The organism is Hydrogenivirga okinawensis (assembly GCF_055385515.1).
The window spans coordinates 40865-59199 of record NZ_AP042386.1; the positions used below are offsets into that span (position 1 = coordinate 40865).

At 46.6% G+C, this 18335-nt stretch carries 19 protein-coding genes; 8 read left to right on the forward strand and 11 right to left on the reverse strand.

The genetic code is table 11. The annotated features are described in order from the left end of the window. Positions 1–10 precede the first annotated feature (10 nt). On the reverse strand, positions 11–979 hold the full coding sequence (gene nadA / locus ACZ483_RS00225; protein WP_464324167.1) for a quinolinate synthase NadA: 969 nt from the start codon (positions 977–979) through the stop codon (positions 11–13). Positions 980–1040: 61 nt separating this feature from the next. Here nadA and ACZ483_RS00230 point away from each other — a divergent pair, with 61 nt between their 5' ends. Then, complete coding sequence (locus ACZ483_RS00230; protein ID WP_464324168.1) at positions 1041–1610, forward strand: Maf family protein; 570 nt, start codon at positions 1041–1043, stop codon at positions 1608–1610. Here the strand turns inward: ACZ483_RS00230 and ACZ483_RS00235 are convergent. From ACZ483_RS00235 to ACZ483_RS00260, 6 genes are all read right to left on the reverse strand, one after another. Further along, the gene (locus ACZ483_RS00235; protein WP_464324169.1) at positions 1594–2085 is read right to left on the reverse strand and encodes a prepilin-type N-terminal cleavage/methylation domain-containing protein; all 492 of its coding nucleotides are present in this window, start codon (positions 2083–2085) and stop codon (positions 1594–1596) included. The two genes, ACZ483_RS00230 and ACZ483_RS00235, sit on opposite strands and share 17 nt — an antisense overlap. Then, positions 2075–5221: an EAL domain-containing protein gene (locus ACZ483_RS00240; RefSeq protein WP_464324170.1), complete on the reverse strand. Its 3147-nt coding sequence runs from the start codon at positions 5219–5221 to the stop codon at positions 2075–2077. The genes ACZ483_RS00235 and ACZ483_RS00240 overlap by 11 nt, the downstream gene beginning before the upstream one ends. Then, on the reverse strand, positions 5221–5505 hold the full coding sequence (locus ACZ483_RS00245; RefSeq protein WP_464324171.1) for a type II secretion system protein: 285 nt from the start codon (positions 5503–5505) through the stop codon (positions 5221–5223). The genes ACZ483_RS00240 and ACZ483_RS00245 overlap by 1 nt, the downstream gene beginning before the upstream one ends. Next, the gene (gene gspG, locus ACZ483_RS00250) at positions 5489–5941 is read right to left on the reverse strand and encodes a type II secretion system major pseudopilin GspG (protein WP_464325151.1); all 453 of its coding nucleotides are present in this window, start codon (positions 5939–5941) and stop codon (positions 5489–5491) included. The genes ACZ483_RS00245 and gspG overlap by 17 nt, the downstream gene beginning before the upstream one ends. An 85-nt stretch (positions 5942–6026) precedes the next feature. After that, positions 6027–6335: a hypothetical protein gene (locus ACZ483_RS00255; RefSeq protein WP_464324172.1), complete on the reverse strand. Its 309-nt coding sequence runs from the start codon at positions 6333–6335 to the stop codon at positions 6027–6029. A 19-nt stretch (positions 6336–6354) separates the two neighbouring features. After that, positions 6355–6738 (reverse strand): hypothetical protein, encoded by a 384-nt coding sequence (locus ACZ483_RS00260; RefSeq protein WP_464324173.1) that lies wholly within the window; start codon positions 6736–6738, stop codon positions 6355–6357. Between the two features lie 132 nt (positions 6739–6870). On the opposite strand from ACZ483_RS00260, the gene ACZ483_RS00265 reads away from it, so the two are divergent. Next, positions 6871–10338 carry a hypothetical protein gene (locus tag ACZ483_RS00265; protein ID WP_464324174.1) on the forward strand — a complete coding sequence of 1156 codons (3468 nt, stop codon included), beginning with the start codon at positions 6871–6873 and terminating at the stop codon, positions 10336–10338. A 123-nt stretch (positions 10339–10461) separates the two neighbouring features. Here ACZ483_RS00265 and ACZ483_RS00270 read toward each other — a convergent pair whose 3' ends face one another. From ACZ483_RS00270 to ACZ483_RS00285, 4 genes are all read right to left on the reverse strand, one after another. Beyond that, positions 10462–11139 carry a transposase gene (locus ACZ483_RS00270; protein ID WP_464325152.1) on the reverse strand — a complete coding sequence of 226 codons (678 nt, stop codon included), beginning with the start codon at positions 11137–11139 and terminating at the stop codon, positions 10462–10464. Then, positions 11136–11513, reverse strand: a complete 378-nt coding sequence (locus tag ACZ483_RS00275; protein ID WP_464324175.1) for a transposase — start codon at positions 11511–11513, stop codon at positions 11136–11138. Before ACZ483_RS00275 ends, ACZ483_RS00270 begins: the two co-directional genes overlap by 4 nt. Before the next feature lie 100 nt (positions 11514–11613). After that, positions 11614–13344 carry a bifunctional 3'-5' exonuclease/DNA polymerase gene (locus ACZ483_RS00280; protein ID WP_464324176.1) on the reverse strand — a complete coding sequence of 577 codons (1731 nt, stop codon included), beginning with the start codon at positions 13342–13344 and terminating at the stop codon, positions 11614–11616. Continuing rightward, positions 13344–14033, reverse strand: a complete 690-nt coding sequence (locus ACZ483_RS00285; protein WP_464324177.1) for a rhomboid family intramembrane serine protease — start codon at positions 14031–14033, stop codon at positions 13344–13346. Before ACZ483_RS00285 ends, ACZ483_RS00280 begins: the two co-directional genes overlap by 1 nt. Positions 14034–14082: 49 nt before the next feature. Between ACZ483_RS00285 and ACZ483_RS00290 the strand changes: the two genes are divergently transcribed. The 6 genes from ACZ483_RS00290 to ACZ483_RS00315 are packed head-to-tail and all read left to right on the forward strand — an operon-like array spanning position 14083 to position 18325. Next, the gene (locus tag ACZ483_RS00290; protein ID WP_464324178.1) at positions 14083–14427 is read left to right on the forward strand and encodes a hypothetical protein; all 345 of its coding nucleotides are present in this window, start codon (positions 14083–14085) and stop codon (positions 14425–14427) included. After that, positions 14424–15092 carry an SDR family NAD(P)-dependent oxidoreductase gene (locus ACZ483_RS00295; protein ID WP_464324179.1) on the forward strand — a complete coding sequence of 223 codons (669 nt, stop codon included), beginning with the start codon at positions 14424–14426 and terminating at the stop codon, positions 15090–15092. Before ACZ483_RS00290 ends, ACZ483_RS00295 begins: the two co-directional genes overlap by 4 nt. Positions 15093–15138: 46 nt before the next feature. Then, positions 15139–15453, forward strand: coding sequence for a c-type cytochrome (locus ACZ483_RS00300; RefSeq protein ID WP_464324180.1), 315 nt, complete (start codon positions 15139–15141; stop codon positions 15451–15453). Between the two features lie 59 nt (positions 15454–15512). Continuing rightward, positions 15513–17324: an aspartate--tRNA ligase gene (gene aspS / locus ACZ483_RS00305; protein ID WP_464324181.1), complete on the forward strand. Its 1812-nt coding sequence runs from the start codon at positions 15513–15515 to the stop codon at positions 17322–17324. A 24-nt stretch (positions 17325–17348) separates the two neighbouring features. Continuing rightward, complete coding sequence (locus ACZ483_RS00310) at positions 17349–17873, forward strand: Uma2 family endonuclease (RefSeq protein WP_464324182.1); 525 nt, start codon at positions 17349–17351, stop codon at positions 17871–17873. Beyond that, the gene (locus tag ACZ483_RS00315; protein WP_464324183.1) at positions 17870–18325 is read left to right on the forward strand and encodes a TIGR00725 family protein; all 456 of its coding nucleotides are present in this window, start codon (positions 17870–17872) and stop codon (positions 18323–18325) included. The genes ACZ483_RS00310 and ACZ483_RS00315 overlap by 4 nt, the downstream gene beginning before the upstream one ends. Positions 18326–18335: the final 10 nt, after the last annotated feature.

Consider the following 18335-nt stretch of genomic DNA (forward strand, 5'->3'; position numbering starts at 1 on the left):
CTCTATTTTATCAGCTGAGTTCTAACATCCTCTCTATAGGCCTTCTCGCTCTTTCTATTATCTCCTCCGGTAGCTCTACCTCGTTTATCTCGTTCTTTATGGTCTCGTAGACCTTCGGTAGGGTTATACCCTTCATTGTGCAGCAGTAGACGGTTCCACAGTAGTTCATCGACTCGGGGAATATGTACTCTTTGTTGGGGTTCCTCTTCTGGAGGGTGTACTTAAGACCTACCTCCGTAATTACTATCACCCTGTCCGCTTCCACGCTCGTTGCGTACTTGATTATCTGGGAGGTGGAGCCTACGAAGTCCGCAAGCTCTATGACCTTGGGATGGCATTCGGGGTGGACGGCTACCTTTGCATCGGGATACTTCTCCTTGAGCTTCATTACCTCCCTCGCGGTGAACTCGAAGTGAGGAGGACAGAAACCCTTCCAGATAATGAACTCCTTTTCGGGGACCTGCTTTTCAACCCACTGACCGAGAGCCTGATCGGGGAGAAAGACTATCTTCTTGGCTTCCAGCTTCTTTATTATCTTCGGTGCGTTGGCAGAGGTAACACAGATGTCAACCTCAGCCTTCACGTCGGCGGTGGTGTTTATGTAGGCGACGAACTCGGCGTCCGGATGCTCTTTTCTTAACTTCCTCACCTGGTCGGCGGTTACCATGTCAGCCATCGGACAGCCGGACTCGGGGTTGGGGTGGAGAACCTTCTTTTGGGGGCTGAGTATCTTCGCCGTCTCACACATGAACCTGACTCCGCAGAAAACGATTATGTCCGCATCGGTATTTGCAGCCTTGCGGGAAAGTTCGAGAGAATCGCCAACGAAGTCCGCTATATCCTGAACCTCCGGTCTCTGGTAGTAGTGGGCTAAGATGATGGCGTTCTTCTCCTTTGCGAGCCTCTTTACCTCTCTCTGGAGCTCCCTTATCTCCTCAGCGGTAAGCTCCTTTTCCTGTATCTCAAATCCAACGCTCATACTCTTCCTCCTGAAACTGGTAAGTGTATAATTTAGACGCCTCGAACCTCGGGTTCAAGCCATGGAAAGGTTGGTGCTCGCCTCCGCCTCACCAAGGAGAAGGCAGATACTCTCCCTCTTGGGAATAGAGTTCGAGGTGGTCCCTTCTGGGATAGAGGAGCACTCTCACGGAGATCCCATAACCACGGCAAGAAGGTTGTCTAACGAGAAGGCTCTGGATGTTTGGAAAGGGAATAAGGACGCCCTCGTGATAGGAGCGGACACCTTAGTTTTTGTTGGAAAGGAAATAATAGGAAAGCCGAAGGACGAGGAGGAAGCCTTCAGGATCCTCTCCTTCCTCTCCGGGAGGTGGCACCGGGTGGTGACCGCCGTTTCCTTTGTATCGAAAGGTTTTAGAAGAACGGTTCACGACGTTGCGAGGGTGAAGTTCAGAGAGCTGTCAAGGAAAGAAATGGAGTTTTATATCTCCACCGGCGAGCCTATGGACAAGGCGGGGGCTTACGGTGTTCAGGGTTTCGGAGCCACCATAGTTGAGAGGATAGAGGGGAACTTTTACACCGTTATGGGCCTTCCCATCCATAAGGTTTACGAGGTTCTGAAGGAAACGGGCTTTATCAGAGTTTCCCGCTGAATACGAACTCCTCCCTTCCAATCTTTACAATTATTTCGTCGGGTATGCCGTCGTAAGAGTTTAAGATCCTGTTCCCATCCCTTACGTGAATCTCGAAACTCGCGAGCTCCCCAACACTTTGGAGCTTATCTTCCTCTACCTCGTCAATAGATCCGTAAGGATAGGGGAACTCGTAATAATAGAGCTTTCCGTCTCTGAAAATGTAAGCACACTTGACGACACCACGGTAGATAGAGCCTCCACTCGTTATCATGTACAGGTTGTTATTCTCAACCCTTATCCTCTTAGCCCCTACTATCTTTCTCTGAAGATCCCAGAAGAGCGTAGCTTTAAGTTTCAACTTCTCCGAGTTTTCCGTTATCCTTAGACTCGAGTCGAGCCCCCTCGAAAAGACCAACAGAAGTGCAGAGAAGGTTAGACCCAGGAGCGTAAGGACGACAAGGATCTCTATAAGGGTGAAGGCTTTACTCCTCATCTCTCAAGAACTCCTCCACCTTCTCCTCTGGCATAGGTCTGGCGAGATAAAAGCCCTGTGCGTAGGTACAGCCCATGTCCTTGAGCATCTTCAGCTGTTTCCCTGTCTCCACACCTTCAGCGAGGCTTTCCACCCCTATTTTGCCTGCAAACTCGATAATGACCTCTACTAAGGCCCTGTCTTTTTCACTCTTTACCATACCCTTTATGAAGCTCATATCTATCTTTACCATGTCTATGGGGAGGTCTTTCAAATACGCGAGGGAAGAGTATCCCGTCCCGAAGTCATCTACGGCAACTTTCGCGAACTTTCTCAATTTACCGAGTATGCGCCCCGTCCTCCCTACGTCTTCGACCAATATTCTCTCTGTTATCTCCACAGTCAGCCTGCTGGGGAATCTCTTTGCGAGATCTGTGAGCTTTTCCATAAACCTTTCGTTTCTAAAGCTCTTTGCCGATATATTCAGGGAAAGGGGAACACTAAGCTTTTTAAGTAGCCTCTCCACCTCATCCAAAGACCTGTCCTCAAACTCCTTTAGAAACCTGCTGTTTTCCAGATAGTCTATGAACTCGGAGGGGTAATGAAGGGTTCCCTCCTTATCTCTTATTCTTAAGAGAGCCTCCAGCCCGGCAATCTTCATATCCTCTAATCTGAAGTAGGGCTGGAATTCGTACACGAAGAGCCTTTCCCTTATGGCTTTTTCCAAGAGATTTTCAGTCCTAAGGAATACTTCAGCTTTTCTTTCCATCTTCTTGTCATAGAACCTGATCTCGCCCTCACCTTCTGATTTAGCCATACGTAGTGCCAGGGAGGCTTTTTCGTAAAGCTCGTGGAAGGTCCTTCCGTCCTGGGGAAAGACGCTGATCCCCGCGTTGATTGTTAAGATAAACTCATTTCCTCCTACGTTTATGTGTTCCGCAAACAGCTCCTTTAATTTTTCCGCCACTATGAGGGCATCCTCCTTCTTTCTCATCGGATATATGAAAAGGGCAAACTCATCCCCGCCCACCTTGGCTATCAAGTCGTGATCTCTAAAAGTTCTTGACAGTTTCCGCGCGACCTCCTTCAGTATCATGTCTCCGACCTGAAAGCCGTAGTTGCTATTTATAAGGGACATATTGTAGAGATCGAGAATTATGAGAGCTCCCACCTTATTACTTCTCTCCCTAAGGATCTCGGACACCTTGAGGGAGAAGTTGTTAAAGTTAGGCAGTTCTGTTAGGGCGTCGTAAAACTTGAGCCTCTCGATTTCCTCTGACATTTCCAACTCGCCGGTTATGTCCCTTCCCACGGCGACGAACCTAACCTTGCCACCCGGTAGATCGACGGGAACTATAGTCTGTTCCAGATGGAATATTTCTCCGTCCCTTCTTCTATTTACAAAAATGGCGTGAAAGCTTTTGCCGGATAGTATGGTATCCCATAGCTTCTTGTAGAAATCTTCTGGATGCAAACCCGACTTGAAAACCTTTGGAGTTTTACCTATGAGCTCCTCCCTGTCGTACCCGCTTATTCTACACACTGCATCGTTTACGTAGAGTATGTTGCCGTCTCTATCGGTGATGAGAACCCAGTCGTGAGTCAGGTTGAGTGCTTTTGAAATTATTAAACTCTTCCTGAACTCTCTCAGCCTTTTAAGACCGAACTCAAGGTCCTCTTTAAGTATTTCCAGCGCATCTCTGCTTTCTTCGTTGAAGAAGAAGGGTTCCGGAGCATAGAGATTAAGCACGTAAGCGGTTTCATTTCCCAGCTGAAGAGGGATTACGCAGGAAGAGAGGTAGCCCCGCCTGAGCATATCCTCCCTCCAGGGCTCTACCACAGGACTGTTTCTGGTATCCGGGTTTATGACTATCCTTCTCTCTTTAAGGGCTACTTCCGTAGGTCCCTTTTTCTTCGAAGTCTTAGCGTTTACCGGTATTTCGATCTTATCGAGATATCCATCTTCATAGCCGCACTTGAATACGGGTCTTACCAGACTGTTCTCGTAAACCTTTCCGATCCAGACAAACCTCAGCCCCATCTTGTCGATAAGAGCTGTACATATGCTTTCAAAGAGTTCCTCTTCCAGTGTCGATTTGGTTATTGCTTGGTTAACCTCCCTGATGAGTCTGTATAACCTTTCAAGTCTTTTCCTTCTGGTTTCATCCACGATGACCACAAAACCCGAATATCTTCCCTGATAAAGGATAGTGTTGGAGAACACCGAGGTCCATAGCTTTGAGCCGTCCTTTCTTCTGAGCTGTAGTTCTTTGTAAGTAAAGGTAAACTTCTCACCTGAGAGCCTCCGTTTTATAATTTCCCTTACCTTCTCCCTTTCCTCTTCTATGACAACTATCTCGGCGGGTTTACCTAAAAGCTCATCCCTTTCGTAACCTAATAGCTCACAGAGGTAATTGTTCACATAAACGATACCTTCCTGATATATAAGGATTCCAACTGCTGGAGCGTTTAGAACAGCCTTGGATATGTCATGTTCCTGCCATCTGTGTAGGAGTTTCTCAAAACGCTCCTCGATCTCAACTATCCTTCTCAGATCTTCCTCCTCTGCTGGAACTATGCCCGGTAGTTTCAGGAGGCTCCCCTTCACCTTTTCAGCTACACCTTTCCTGATCATGAATATGTGGGACGTTCTGAGAAAAATCTTGTCTATGACGTTGAGCTTCCTACCTTTCCAGTTTAAAAAGTTCTCTTCGTAAACTATTCCGTAGTCAGCGAACCCTCCATCCACAAGCTGTAGCGTCTCCTCGTGGCTCTCCGTATAGGTCAACTCTGCTCTGTCTATATCTATGTCTTCTATTGATAGAAGCCCGTACTTTACCGCTCTAAGATCTACAAGAGCTATCTTGTGCCTCTCCTGTTTTAAAGGCTCTCTTCCAACCAGTAGGAGCGTATCCTTCTGACCCTTTATCTTTGCTACGGGTAAGTAGCCTCTCCTGTAGAGTTCAAAGGTTACATCTGGACTCGCGTAGTAGATGTCGAAGTCTTCTTCTCTCAGCCTATCCCTTTCCTCACGGAATGAACTGAAGGTTATAAGCTCGATTTCAACTCCCGTTAGCTTTTCGAGTTGCCGGGCAAAATTCCTCCACCGCTCAATACCCTTGTATGTATCGTGCGGGCATATTGCGAATCTCAGCATTATCTAACTTTATATCGGACAAAGAACACATCCCTATAGGCGTAAGTCGTTTCCACAATTCTCGGAAAGTCCGGAAGTTTCACCTCCTTCACATCCAAGCCCTCGTAGTTTCTCCTCTTTACCTTTCCGTCGAGGTACAGGAAGTTAGTAAAGGTCTCCTCCGCTCTGGCGAGCCTTTCCCTTGCAACCGAAATGAACTCTATCAACGTAGTGAAGCCAACGGCTATCACTGTCAGAGCTATGACGACCTCGAGGAGAGTAAACCCCTTAGAGGTCCCATACATCTATGTCGTCCTCCGTTCCCTCCTCACCGTCTGGACCTTTGGATCTGAGCTCGTAGGGATGGTTCACTCCCGGAGATATGTAAATGAAGTCCCTGCCCCATCCGTCCTTTGGAACCTTGTCGAGGTACTTTCTCCATCTCGGAGGCTCGGGGGGAGAAGTGGGCCTCTCCACGAGGGCTTTCAGTCCCTGCTCGGTGGTGGGATACATCCCGTTATCTAACTTGTACTGTTCTAAAGCGTCCTTGATAGCCTTTAACTGGATCTTGGTCGTCTCTATCTTCGCCTCGTCTACCCTTCCTGTTATCCTCGGGACTATTATGGCGGCTATGAGACCGAGGATTATCAGGACAACGAGAACCTCTATTAGGGTAAAGCCCTTCTGTCTGTACTTCTCCTCAACTTTTTTACCGAACTTGTTGTAAACCGCCTGGGATATCAGAACGACCGCCACGAGGAAGGGGATACCTACGAGGAAGGCAAGGATCAAAACCTTCAGGAACCAAACTATCCACGCCCAGAGTTCAACGTTCTGTTCCATCTCTCTTACCTCTCAAAAGATCTAATAAAAGCTGTATGACCGTATCAATTCTCTGGTTCATAGAGTCTATCCTCATGTTCAAAGAATACAACTCTTGTCTTAAGCGATCTGTCTCTTCCTTATTTTCCTTCCTAACCTCCTCGTATTTTTGGTCTATCTTTTCGTTCACAAGACGGATTTCCTGCCTTAAACTTTCTATATCTTTCTTTATCTCTTTAGTTCTCTCATCAACTACTTCATAGACCATCTCGAGGGTTACCTTCTTTACGATTCCCTTAGCTTTTTCGAACATGCTTATATTTTAACTAAATCTACACCCCAAGTTTCCTTTCATAAGGGAGGGAGTTTTCTCTATTATAACTGAAGTTTTGAACCGAGAGGCTGATAACCAGGGCTTTGTGAGCAAGAACAGATCTTTTGAGGGAAGGATCGTAGAGCTTTCTGATACCTTCTATCTTTGAGCCTGTTTTTCTCAAGAGAGTGGTATCTGCTATGAGGAAAGCGGTGGTATCTGAAGGGTTAAGCTTACACAGGAGTGAAGAAATGAGATCTCGGATCAGAGGCATAGGATTGAAGTTGGTAGAGCTAAGGAATCTTGAGAGGGCAGAGGCAGAATAAGTAGGAGAGGATGACAGAGTGTAGGGGGATTGTGAGAAAATATTAAGTAGGGCGTGGTACTTGGTTTCGTTTAACATAGCTTCACCTCCTCGGGGACTTCCTCGGGGAGGTTCTTTTTTATTAACTTGAGTGGCTTTTTGTCAAGGGTCGCAAAACAATAGTTATAATACTTATGTTAATTAGGGAAGGTTGATAAGGAGGTAGGGGACATGTATGCGTTCCTATCTGGGAGATCGGTCAAGGCTTTAATTTTCTTGTTCCCAATTTTGGCTCTCATTGTTTCATGTGGCGGGAGTTCGAGTACACAGGAAGCTTTATTACCATCACCGTCTAATCCGCCTCCTCGAGAACCACCTCCACCCACTCCTTCTCCATCTCCACCTACACCTACCCCATCACCACCTCAGACTAAGTTCAATCTGGGCAATAACGTTACCGCCGATGTATCAGATCTTGTCCAGAAAGGAGGCTCTGCTACACTGGTAAGAATTCCTTATCTCGACACAGCTGATATAGTAAAACTCGCTCCATATGGTTTATATATTCAAGCTCCGGCAATGGTCTCTGGTCAAAGTCTAAAAGTTAGTGGCATACAACTTCAGACTCAGCAAGAAGACCAGGAAAATGTTCCTATAATCGTATTTGACCTTCCACCAAATATCTCGGAATCTCAGAGAAAGTATATAACTGTCTTTGTAGAAAGGCTCGGTGAGAACAGCATGAAGATAGTTCAGGTAGCTATAGATACTGTAAATAACAAGTTATACCTTCCGGCTACTGAATCGGGTAAATACTATATAACGATCTTTAGAGGAAAACCTATCTTAGAGACAAGTCCAGCAAGTAGCGGTCCCTGTTCAGGAGAAATAACTCCCGGGTTGTGTATACCTGGGAATCAAAATTTTACAGAAAATAATCCTATTGACATATACTTAGAAAATAAATTCACGACTGCCCAAAAGGTTGAACTCATTGAGAATGATAAAGTTGTTGATTCCATTATCCCCACTTCTGCCAGTTGGTGGCAGTTTTCTCCAAGTTTTCAACTCAACGGCAAAACAGGAAAGATATTCCATCTATCTTTCAAAATAGCCTTAGAATCCTGGCCATATATTGATGACTACTTTGTGTTTGACCTGCCTATAAAGAAAAAGCAATCAAACAATGAAGCTTTGTTAAGAAGTTACGCACCCATATTGGAATTTGGAGCTTTTAATGATACAAATGAAATAGCAAAAGATCTTTACGGAAACTATTTTTATGAAATATTCTTGCCCACAACATTTGAAAAAATAGTAGAATTACCCAATACAGATTTAGAATTAAAGTTTAATGAAGATGCTATTGTAAAAACGTGCATATTCACGTGCACGAAAGAATACATATTATGTAATCAAAATCTTATTCTTGATCCAAGATGTCTTGAATGTATAATAGGATGTGAAGAAGCCTTAATTGATATTAAAACTTATATTAATCCTGCTAACTTAGGATCTTTAGGGAATTTCCCTCGCTCAGCAAAGTATATGATCTATTCTAATGCTCAAGTTTCGACTCTAAATTTTTTCTGTGATCACAACAGGATGAGTTGCATAGACGATGGACTCGTTAATGTTGATAATAATCTTGTCAAGGCCTATGCAACTTATACAGAAGATGATAACTATATTTACCTTCAGTACTGGTTTTACTTCACCTACGATCCTAAAACGCCCGGTGGAATTAAGAATTATTTAATTTCTCGTTATGTAATTTCTCATTATGGAGATTTAGAACGCGTAACTGTCATACTTGACAAATCAACACAATTACCTAAGTATGTTTTCTTTGCTCACCACAACGATGATCAGAAATTCGCTTTCCTGCTACCGGATAAAAACTCAATCTTGAAATGGAACGAAGATGGATTCAGAAATGGGGAGAATGGAGTAGGAGGGGTTCTTGTCCCATGGGAGGATGTTATAAAGGAAAACGGCAGGCCGGTTGTGTTTGTTGCTCTGGGAAGTCATGCAATGTATCCACGAAGAGGGTTCTATGCCATTGACATCCCTCAGCTTGATCCTATAGGGGGTAACTTTGACATGGACCTGAAAGAATTTGCTGGTTGTGAAGACATTGAGGAAATATATATAGGAGAATGTAGGAAAATAGATTTTCAGGATAAATTAAAAATAGTTCCTGATGTCTCCCTCTGGGGAGACCTGAATACTACCGCCTACAAGTTCCTGCTTTTCAGCGGTGAAGTGGCAGGCAATAAAAAGATACATCATGTTAAATTCTTTACATATAAAGATTCCTATGTAAATCCTTCAGAAAAAGATGGAAGGGACGCTCAAGATTGTGAGAATGGGGATGTCTGCCGAGAATTCCCGTGGCTTTCTGCAACTTTGGGAGGTACAGGTGAAGATGTGTTCATGTCTACCTTATTTGATGAAGATAAAAAGAAAATCGTGGTCAGCGGACTTACTTACTCTGCAGGGCAGAATGGAGACGCTATAATTGCCGCCTTTAATCCTGACGGAACTCTGTATAAAGTGTACACTCTCGGAGGATCTTTGAGAGATCAACTTTATATAAGGAAACTGACAGACGGCAGTTATTTGGGCTTTGGACCTACAGATTTCATATGGCCCGGTGTGGGCGACGGTTGGGTGGTCAAGTTCAACGATGATATTGAAAACCTTCAGGTAGACTGGCAGGTGAAGCTCGCAGCACCCGGTTACAACGGCGTAAACGGTGCTTCAGATGACGGCGAATATGTGTATGCAACCTTGTACTCGGAAGGAGGACCCCTAGGAGCTGCAGACATCGGTATTGTTAAGCTTGGCATCAACGACGGCTCAATAGTTAAACAGGTGGCACTCGGAACATCCTATTATGATGGGGGTTATAGAGTTCTCGTTAACGGCGACAGGGTCTTCGTGGTTGGCTACATAAACAGTCATGGAGCTAACTCTGGCATAAGCGGAGGGGTGGTTATTAAATTAGATAAGGATCTGAATGTAGATTGGGTTTTGCTCGTTGATAATCCAGGTGAAGATGCTGTATATAGCATAACAAAGGTAACAGACGGGTACCTGATAACTGGTCGGGTAGAAGGTTCCGATGGATGGTCTGGTTACGGTTTTGTAGCAAAGATAGACGCTCAGGGAAACGTTCTCTGGAAGAAAAGGATAAACCTTAACTACAGTAGAATTGTTTCTGCAGTTGAAACAGGTGATGGAGATTATATACTGGTCGGATGGTGGGGCGGGAAAAGTAATACCGATGGATTCATAATAAAACTGACAAAAGATGGTGTTTTTGAAGACGGCAAATGGATAAGAGGCTCTGGAGTTGACTCACTTTCACGCGTAACGCCCATAGGGAATAAGAACTATGCCTATGAGTATTTGGCTGGGGGGAGTACTACGACGAGTGGTTCAGGCTTAACCGATTTCCTTCTGGTAAGGTTTGATAAGGGGCTTGATTACATATACGATCTGAACGGAAGCATAGATCCTTTTGATGGTAATCTCGTTGAAGACTTCAACGGGAATATAAATCTTTATAGGGATAATAGCTGGAACAGTATTATGAGCCGAACGAACTTAAATCTTACAGAGAGCGAAACGAACTACACACTGGATGAACCTTCGGGCAACTTGATAGAAATAAATCAGGTATATCCAAATTAAAGGTTGTAGCAGTGTGAGTTAGAAAGGCAAATAAGAAAAGTGTTAGCCATCCCTCGATGAAGCAGGAATCCTATCTGGGTCTTCCAGGTGGGATTTAGTCCCTACCGGAAGCTCTTCGTGTAACTAAACTTTTGCGAAACATGAGCGATCTCCCATAAAGTCTTTGAACAGGAGCAAGACCAGTCTATCATCAGGGAAAGAAGAAAACCTCAAACTTCGTCGTATCGGTAACTCAAAAAACTCAAGCAGATCCAGAATCCGCAAGTAAATGTCAGGCATAACAAGAGAAAGAAGAAACCTCTTGAAGTCTATACCACTTAGCCTTGCCTTGAGCCTTATAAGCCTCACATGCCATACAGCCAGTATCCAGAGCTTTATAGCCCTGAGCCTCCTTACCATATAGTCCTCAAGTCCCATTCCCTTCATAGTCCTTATCTCATGCTCTATATCCCACCTTTCTCTGTAGTAGCTCTCAAACCTCTTTGCACTCAACCATTTGTTGCTTATTACCACCTTCTCCTTATCTGTTCCTTCCCCTATCCTATAGGCGTAAAGGCACTTGTCTATACCTCTGAGCTTTATCCTTTCAGGCTTGGGAAACCACAGATCCCTTAATTTGTGTCCTGTCTCTTCATCTACTCTCCTCTGGCTTATGGCGCAAACAAAGTTTATCTCTTGAGAGAGAAGGAAGTCAATAAGCCTGTTGCAGGTAAGCCCTGCATCGCAAAGAAAGAGGAGATTGGGGAAAAGCTTTTTCAGTGGAGGAATGAGATCTCCGAGAACAGATATCAGAGCATCTATGGGCTTTTGTCAATCAGAAGCTCCAAGTAAATAGGGATTCTGAAGTTTTGAACCGAGAGGCTGATAACCAGGGCTTTGTGAGCAAGAACAGATCTTTTGAGGGAAGGATCGTAGAGCTTTCTGATACCTTCTATCTTTGAGCCTGTTTTTCTCAAGAGAGTGGTATCTGCTATGAGGAAAGCGGTGGTATCTGAAGGGTTAAGCTTACACAGGAGTGAAGAAATGAGATCTCGGATCAGAGGCATAGGATTGAAGTTGGTAGAGCTAAGGAATCTTGAGAGGGCAGAGGCAGAATAAGTAGGAGAGGATGACAGAGTGTAGGGGGATTGTGAGAAAATATTAAGTAGGGCGTGGTACTTGGTTTCGTTTAACATAGCTTCACCTCCTCGGGGACTTCCTCGGGGAGGTTCTTTTTTATTAACTTGAGTGGCTTCCTGTCAAGATCTGCAAAACTTTAGGTGTAAGGGGGAAGGTTCACCCTTTCACCCAACGGGTGTCTATTACACTCTCCACTTCAACAGGAACATGCTTAAGGACTATGTGTCCAGCCTTAACCATCGCCTCCTCGAGGCACTCCCTCACCCCCTCTGCTATCTCTTTTGAACACTCCACCACTATCTCATCGTGGACGAGGTTCACAAGCTCAGCCTTAAGCCCTTTCTTCCTCAGCTCTACATCGAACATAAGGACGGCGAGCTTAAGAAGGTCGGCACCGGTGCCCTGTATCGGATAGTTCACTGCGTCGGTGAAGGTCGTTGCCCTGTAAGGTCTTCCTAAGAGCGTTAGTCCTTCCACCTCTTTTTTCTCCTTCAGTTCTTCCTTAACCTTCTTATGCCACTGGGCGAAGGAGGGGAAGTAACGGAAGAACTTCTTTCTGAAGACGTCGGCAGCCTCCACCTCGAGCTCTACCCCGTAACTGCTCCTCGCGTACTCAGAGAGCCCCCTCGCCGATATTCCGTATATTAGTCCGAAGTTCATTGCCTTCGCTAACTGCCTCTCCTCTTTGCTTATCTCCTCCTCCGGCTTCTCTAAGACGAGGCTCGCTGTGTACCTGTGGAGATCCCTTCCCTCCTTAAAAGCTCTAAGCATACTCTCATCCTGAACGTACTCTGCAGCGATCCTGAGCTCTATCTGGGAGAAGTCCGCTATCACGAAGACCTTTCCCTCCTCAGCCTTGAAGAGGCTCCTCATATCCCTCGGTATGTTCTGGACGTTGGGGTTAGAGCTTGACATCCTGCCCGTAACCGCACCTATCTGCTTGAACTCGGGATAGACCCTTCCGTTTCTTATAAAGCTTTTCAGCTCTTTGAGCTTGTCTAAAGCCTTCTTAACCCTCCTTATCTCTAAGATGTCCCTCACCTCCTTCACGTGGGAAAACTCCGCAAGGGTCTTGTCGTCGGTGGATATGTTCCCCTTCTCGGTCTCTGGAAGGTCGAGCCCTATCCTGGACTTGAGGAAGGTTCCGATCTGCTTCGGAGACATAGGATCTATCCGGTTCTTTATGTAGAAGTCCATTATCAGCTTCTGGAGCTTTCTCTCGTACTCCTTAGAGAGCCTTTCTATCTCCTCCTCGTCCACGGGAAGACCAGCCAGCTCGAGCTTCGCCACCTCCTGAACGAAAGCCATCTCCACGATGGTGGCGGGGTTCGTAAGCCCGAAGATCCTCGCTGTTCTCGACTTCAGGAGTTCCTCGCCCCTGTCTATCTGAGGTATGGAGTTGAGCTTATCCCTCATCCTGTAAAAGAGTTCCCTCACGACGAGAACGTCGGTAGCGGCGTACTCTATCTGTTGCTTCGTAAGGGTCGATCTCGACCAATCAGATAACTGGAGAGACTTGTCGAGGGTGTATCCGAGGAGAACTTCGGCGACGTGGCTCAGGGAGTGCCTCTCAAAACCGAGGAGGAAGCTGCCCACCATGGTATCGAAGGTGGCGTAGGGCTGTATCCCGAGGGGAAGCAGGAACTTGAGATCGAACTTCAGATTGTGTCCCACTATACCTTTCTTTGAGATTAAGTCTCTGAGCACCTCTACAGCCTCGGGCAGTTCGAAGAGGTCTATAACGAATATCTCCTCGTCGTTCCCTACCTGAAAGAGCCTTATCTTCTTAGAGGTTGTTTCCGTATCTAAGAAAAGGAAGTCCTCCTTCTCTAAGTGGGAGAAAGCCCTTCCGAGATCGGGCTTTTCCGTAACGTATTCATACTTCATTAATAATAATATCTACGCCTCGGGAAGAACTTATCAATCAAAAAGTAACCTGCTAAGAAGCCCCCTATATGAGCCCACCAGGCTACTCCACCGAGACCTACGAGAGGTAGAGATATTATGCCGTTCACCAGCTGGATGAAGAACCAGAGACCTATAAAGACCACGGCGGGCAGTTCCATGAAGGTCATGAAGAAAAAGATAGGAACGAGGGCTAATATCCTTGCGTGGGGAAACATCCTGAGATAGGCACCGAGAATGCCGCTCACCGCACCGCTCGCCCCAACCATGGAAACGTTTCCCCCTCCGAAGAGTAGGCTTATTACGGTCTGAACGAGGGCAGCGGCAAGGCCGGCTGTCAGATAGAATAATATGTATCTGAATTTGCCGAGCTTGTCCTCTACGTTGTCCCCGAATACCCATAGGAACCACATGTTCCCGATTATGTGAAACCATCCGCCGTGCATGAACATGTGAGTGAGGAGCGTGTAAGGTCTCTCGAGAACTAAAGCGGGTATGAGGCCGTACTGTCTTATGAAGACCTCCATAGCGCTGATCTTTCCCTCTATGGTGATTATGATCTTGCTCGATAAACTCCACTCGTAGAGCCACACGAGGGAGCATATAACGATTATCGCTACGTTCACTATGGGAAAGGTCCTTGAGGGGTTAATATCCTTAATAGGTATCATCTTTGCCTCTCCTTAAAGCCCATATAATACTACAAACGGAGGTGCAAAGATGACAAACCCGGAGAAGATGAAGAAGTTGATGGAGAAGGCGAAGCTGACAGACCCCAACGTTCAAATAAATTTCGTAATATTAGACCTTAGACCCAAGTGGATGAAGTGCAGGAGAACCAAGAGGCTCGTCTTCCAGTTTCACAAGCTCGGTGATGCAGAAAACAAAACCGCCTGCGGCCTCGAACTCGAGCAGTATCAGATACTCCCCGACAGACAGGAGAACCTCGTAATAACTCAGGTAAATATGATGCTCGGAGGTCTTGGACTCCTTGTCTTCTTCGACGTATGCCCCAAGTGCTTCGGCGACGTAAACAGGTGCAACCCCATAGAGGAAGGTAAGTGAAGGATAAGGTGGTTCTCATAACGGGATCGAGCGTAGGTATAGGTAGATACACAGCCTACGAGTTTGCAAAGGCAGGAGCGAACTTAGTTATTACCTACTACAAAGACAGGGATGAGGGGGAGAGGACCCTCGAGGAGTGCCTCAGGCTCGGAGCGGGGGAGTCGGTCTTACTTTACCTGAACCTGATGGACAACGAGAGTATAGTCGCCTGTGTCGAAGAGACCGCTTCGCGGTTTGGAAAGATAGACATACTTGTAAACAACGCAGGGGTTGCCGCTTGGAAATCCTTGAGAGAGCAAAGCTTCGAGGAGATAGAGGCGCAAGTAAGGGTAAACCTTGAGGGACTTATAAAGATGACGAAGGTGGCTCTTCCCTACGTCAGGGAGATGATAATAAACATAGGTAGCGGGGCGGGAAAGACAGGATTTCCGGAGCTTACAACTTACTGCGCAACCAAGTTCGGCGTGAGGGGCTTTACTCAGGCTCTCGCGGAGGAAGAGAGGGGTATAAGGATATACGCAGTGAACCCGGGCATGACCGCAACGAGGATGACTGGATATAGGGGTGTCCATCCTGAGAAGGTTGCCAGGATTATCTTCGCCGTCGCCTCCGGAAAAATAAGGAAGCCGAGCGGGAGCGACGTGGACGTGTGGGACTACATCTAACTGTGGTATCATAATATCGGAATTTTCTTAAACAGGAGGTAGAGATATGAGGAAAGTACTCGCCATGATGGTCTTGGCAGGCGGGATGGCTTTTGCCGCCGATGGGGCAGCTATATTCAAGTCCAAGGGGTGCGCTTCCTGCCACCAGCCCAACGTTGACACGGTAGGACCCTCTCTCAAAAAGATAGCCCAGGCTTATGCAGGTAAGAAGGATCAACTCATCAAGTTCCTCAAGGGGCAGGCTCCTGCCATAGTGGATCCTAAGAAGGAAGCTATAATGAAGGCTCAGCTCACCATGATCAAGAACCTCCCTGACGATCAGCTTGAAGCTCTTGCCGACTTTATGCTCAAGCATAAGTAATTATCCGAGAGGGGCATCCCGCCCCTCCTTCACTCAATAAACACCTATAATATTCCCCTATGATAGAGAGTTTTTCTGACTTTAAAAGGGATAAGTACTGCGGAGAGGTTTCCTTAGAGGACGTAGACAAGGAACTCAGCCTCTGCGGCTGGGTTCACAGGATAAGAAACCACGGAGGGGTGATCTTCATAGATCTCAGGGACAGGGAAGGGATAGTTCAGGTAGTTGTCGAGGAGAAAACAACTCCTGAAGCCTACGAAAAGGCGGACAGGATAAAGCCCGAGTGGGTTATAGGGGTTAAAGGTAAAGTCAGGAAGAGACCCGAAGGAACGGAGAATCCCAAGCTAAAGACAGGATACGTTGAGGTTCTTGCGAGCAATATAAAGGTCTTCAACACCTCAGAGGTCCCTCCCTTCCCGGTAGAGGAGGAGACACACGTCTCTGAGGAGCTCAAGCTCAAGTACAGGTACATAGATCTGCGAAGGTTCTCTATGAAGGAGAACCTCATATTCAGGCACAGACTCTATCAGCTAACGAGGAGGTTCTTCGACGAGAAGGGTTTTATAGAGATAGAAACTCCCTTCCTCACCAAGTCCACTCCCGAGGGAGCGAGGGACTTCATAGTTCCCTCGAGACTTCATCCCGGCAAGTTCTACGCCCTGCCCCAGTCTCCCCAGCTATTCAAGCAGATTCTTATGATCTCAGGCTTCGACCGCTACTTTCAAGTCGTAAAGTGCTTTAGGGACGAGGATCTGAGGGCGGACAGACAGCCCGAGTTCACCCAGATAGATTACGAGATGTCCTTCGTCAGAGAAGAGGAGGTTATGGAAGTAGCCGAGGAGCTGATCTGCCTTCTTTTTAAGGAACTTCTCGGCGTGGAGTTAAAGAGACCCTTCGAGAGGCTCTCCTACGAAGAGGTTATGGAGAGGTTTGGAACGGACAAACCCGACAGGAGGTTCGGATTAGAACTCATAGAACTCTCGGACATATTCAGAGAGACGGAGTTTAAAGTATTCAAAAGCGTACTGGAGAACGGAGGGATCATAAAGGCTATAAACTTCAAGGGAGGGAACTTATCAAGGAAGGAGATAGACGACCTCACAAAGTTCGTCCAAAGCCTCGGAGCCAAGGGTCTCGCGTGGATCAAAGTGGAATCCGGAAAGCTCACCTCTCCAATAGTGAAGTTCTTTTCCGAGAAGGAGACGGAGGAACTTCTCAAGAGAGTTAAGGCGCAGGAGGGAGACGTCATCTTCTTCTCTGCAGATAGGAAGGAGATGGTCTACAAGATACTCGGAAACCTCAGGCTCCATCTTGCACAGAAGTACGGACTCGTGGATGAAGGCAAATGGGATGTCCTCTGGGTTGTGGACTTTCCCCTTATGGAGTGGGACGAGGAGGAGGGAAGGTTCGTGTCCCTGCATCACCCTTTCACCTCACCGAGGGAAGAAGACGTAGAAAAACTCAGGGAGGCTCTCAAGACTGACGATCTCGAGGAGAGGAAGAGGATAGTCCACTCTGTGAGAGCGAGGGCTTACGATCTCGTTCTTAACGGAGAGGAGATAGGGGGAGGTTCAATACGTATCCACAGGACGGACCTTCAAGAGATTATCTTCAAACTCCTCGACATAGGCGAGGTGGAGGCTCACGAGAAGTTCGGCTTTCTTTTAGAGGCTCTCAAGTTCGGTGCACCTCCCCACGGGGGCTTCGCTTTCGGTCTCGACAGGCTCGTGGCTCTCATGAGGGGTCTCGATTCCATCAGAGACGTGATCGCCTTCCCCAAAACTCAGAAGGGCATATGCATGCTCACCTCAGCTCCCGATTACGTAACTCCAAAACAGCTCAAGGACGTTCACATAAAGGTTGTGGAGTAACGTCTCCGGCGTATAATCAGTGTTATGAAGCTAAAGGATAAACTCACCTACGAGGATATAAAGAGACTACCACAGGGAAACTACGAGGTTATAGACGGGGAGGTTGTAGAGTTGGCTCCAACGGGGTTTGAACACGGAGAGTATGAAGGAGAGCTTTACCTTTTGCTAAAGAAATTTTTGAAAAACAAAGGCTACGTTGCGGTCGGAGAGGTGGGGATTTTAATATCAAAAGATCCTCTTAGGATACGCTCGGCGGACGTGGTATATATAAGCAAGGAGCGTTCACCTGAAAGACCGAAAGGAATTCTCGAAGTACCTCCCGAACTTGTGATAGAAATAGTCTCTCCAAGCAACACTTACTCGGAGATGGAGGAGAAGGTTCTCGATTACCTGAGCGCAGGTGTAGATAGGGTCCTCGTTATAGATCCGCAAGTTAGGAAGGCAACGTTATTTGAAAAGGGAAAGAGAGAGGCAAAGATATACGACTTTGACGAGGAGTTTGAGCTCTTAGAGGGAGTTAGGATAAAACTCTCTGAAGTCCTGTCATGAGAATAGTATCGGTCATAGGTTCTTCCAACTCTTCCGAAGAGGAGTACGAGGCCGCTTACTTTGTGGGAAAGGAACTCGCCAAGAGAGGTATAGCGATCGTCTGCGGAGGAAGAACCGGGGTTATGGAAGCGGTCTGCAAAGGAGCCAAGGAAGAAGGTGGCCTCACGATCGGCATAATGCCTTCCTACGACGGACACGAGGCTAACCCCTACGTGGACATAAAGATAAACACAGGGATGAGCTGGAACAGAAATCCCATAGTCGTTGCTTCGGGGGAAATGGTGATTGCCATAGGCGGGCATTGGGGAACTCTATCGGAGATAGCCTACGCCCTTATACTTGGTAAGTATATAGTCGGCTACAGAACCCATCCCGTAGATGGCATAGATATAGCAAAAACGAGGGAGGATATTTTGAGCAAGACCTTTAACTATCTGAATTTAGCTTCCTGAATTTAAAAGT

Coding starts and splice junctions, on each gene's coding strand:
- nadA (WP_464324167.1), bottom strand. CDS start 979: ATGAGCGTTGGATTTGAGATACAGGAAAAGGAGCTTACCGCTGAGGAG.
- ACZ483_RS00230 (WP_464324168.1), top strand. CDS start 1,041: ATGGAAAGGTTGGTGCTCGCCTCCGCCTCACCAAGGAGAAGGCAGATA.
- ACZ483_RS00235 (WP_464324169.1), bottom strand. CDS start 2,085: ATGAGGAGTAAAGCCTTCACCCTTATAGAGATCCTTGTCGTCCTTACG.
- ACZ483_RS00240 (WP_464324170.1), bottom strand. CDS start 5,221: ATGCTGAGATTCGCAATATGCCCGCACGATACATACAAGGGTATTGAG.
- ACZ483_RS00245 (WP_464324171.1), bottom strand. CDS start 5,505: ATGTATGGGACCTCTAAGGGGTTTACTCTCCTCGAGGTCGTCATAGCT.
- ACZ483_RS00255 (WP_464324172.1), bottom strand. CDS start 6,335: ATGTTCGAAAAAGCTAAGGGAATCGTAAAGAAGGTAACCCTCGAGATG.
- ACZ483_RS00260 (WP_464324173.1), bottom strand. CDS start 6,738: ATGTTAAACGAAACCAAGTACCACGCCCTACTTAATATTTTCTCACAA.
- ACZ483_RS00265 (WP_464324174.1), top strand. CDS start 6,871: ATGTATGCGTTCCTATCTGGGAGATCGGTCAAGGCTTTAATTTTCTTG.
- ACZ483_RS00275 (WP_464324175.1), bottom strand. CDS start 11,513: ATGTTAAACGAAACCAAGTACCACGCCCTACTTAATATTTTCTCACAA.
- ACZ483_RS00280 (WP_464324176.1), bottom strand. CDS start 13,344: ATGAAGTATGAATACGTTACGGAAAAGCCCGATCTCGGAAGGGCTTTC.
- ACZ483_RS00285 (WP_464324177.1), bottom strand. CDS start 14,033: ATGATACCTATTAAGGATATTAACCCCTCAAGGACCTTTCCCATAGTG.
- ACZ483_RS00290 (WP_464324178.1), top strand. CDS start 14,083: ATGACAAACCCGGAGAAGATGAAGAAGTTGATGGAGAAGGCGAAGCTG.
- ACZ483_RS00300 (WP_464324180.1), top strand. CDS start 15,139: ATGAGGAAAGTACTCGCCATGATGGTCTTGGCAGGCGGGATGGCTTTT.
- aspS (WP_464324181.1), top strand. CDS start 15,513: ATGATAGAGAGTTTTTCTGACTTTAAAAGGGATAAGTACTGCGGAGAG.
- ACZ483_RS00310 (WP_464324182.1), top strand. CDS start 17,349: ATGAAGCTAAAGGATAAACTCACCTACGAGGATATAAAGAGACTACCA.
- ACZ483_RS00315 (WP_464324183.1), top strand. CDS start 17,870: ATGAGAATAGTATCGGTCATAGGTTCTTCCAACTCTTCCGAAGAGGAG.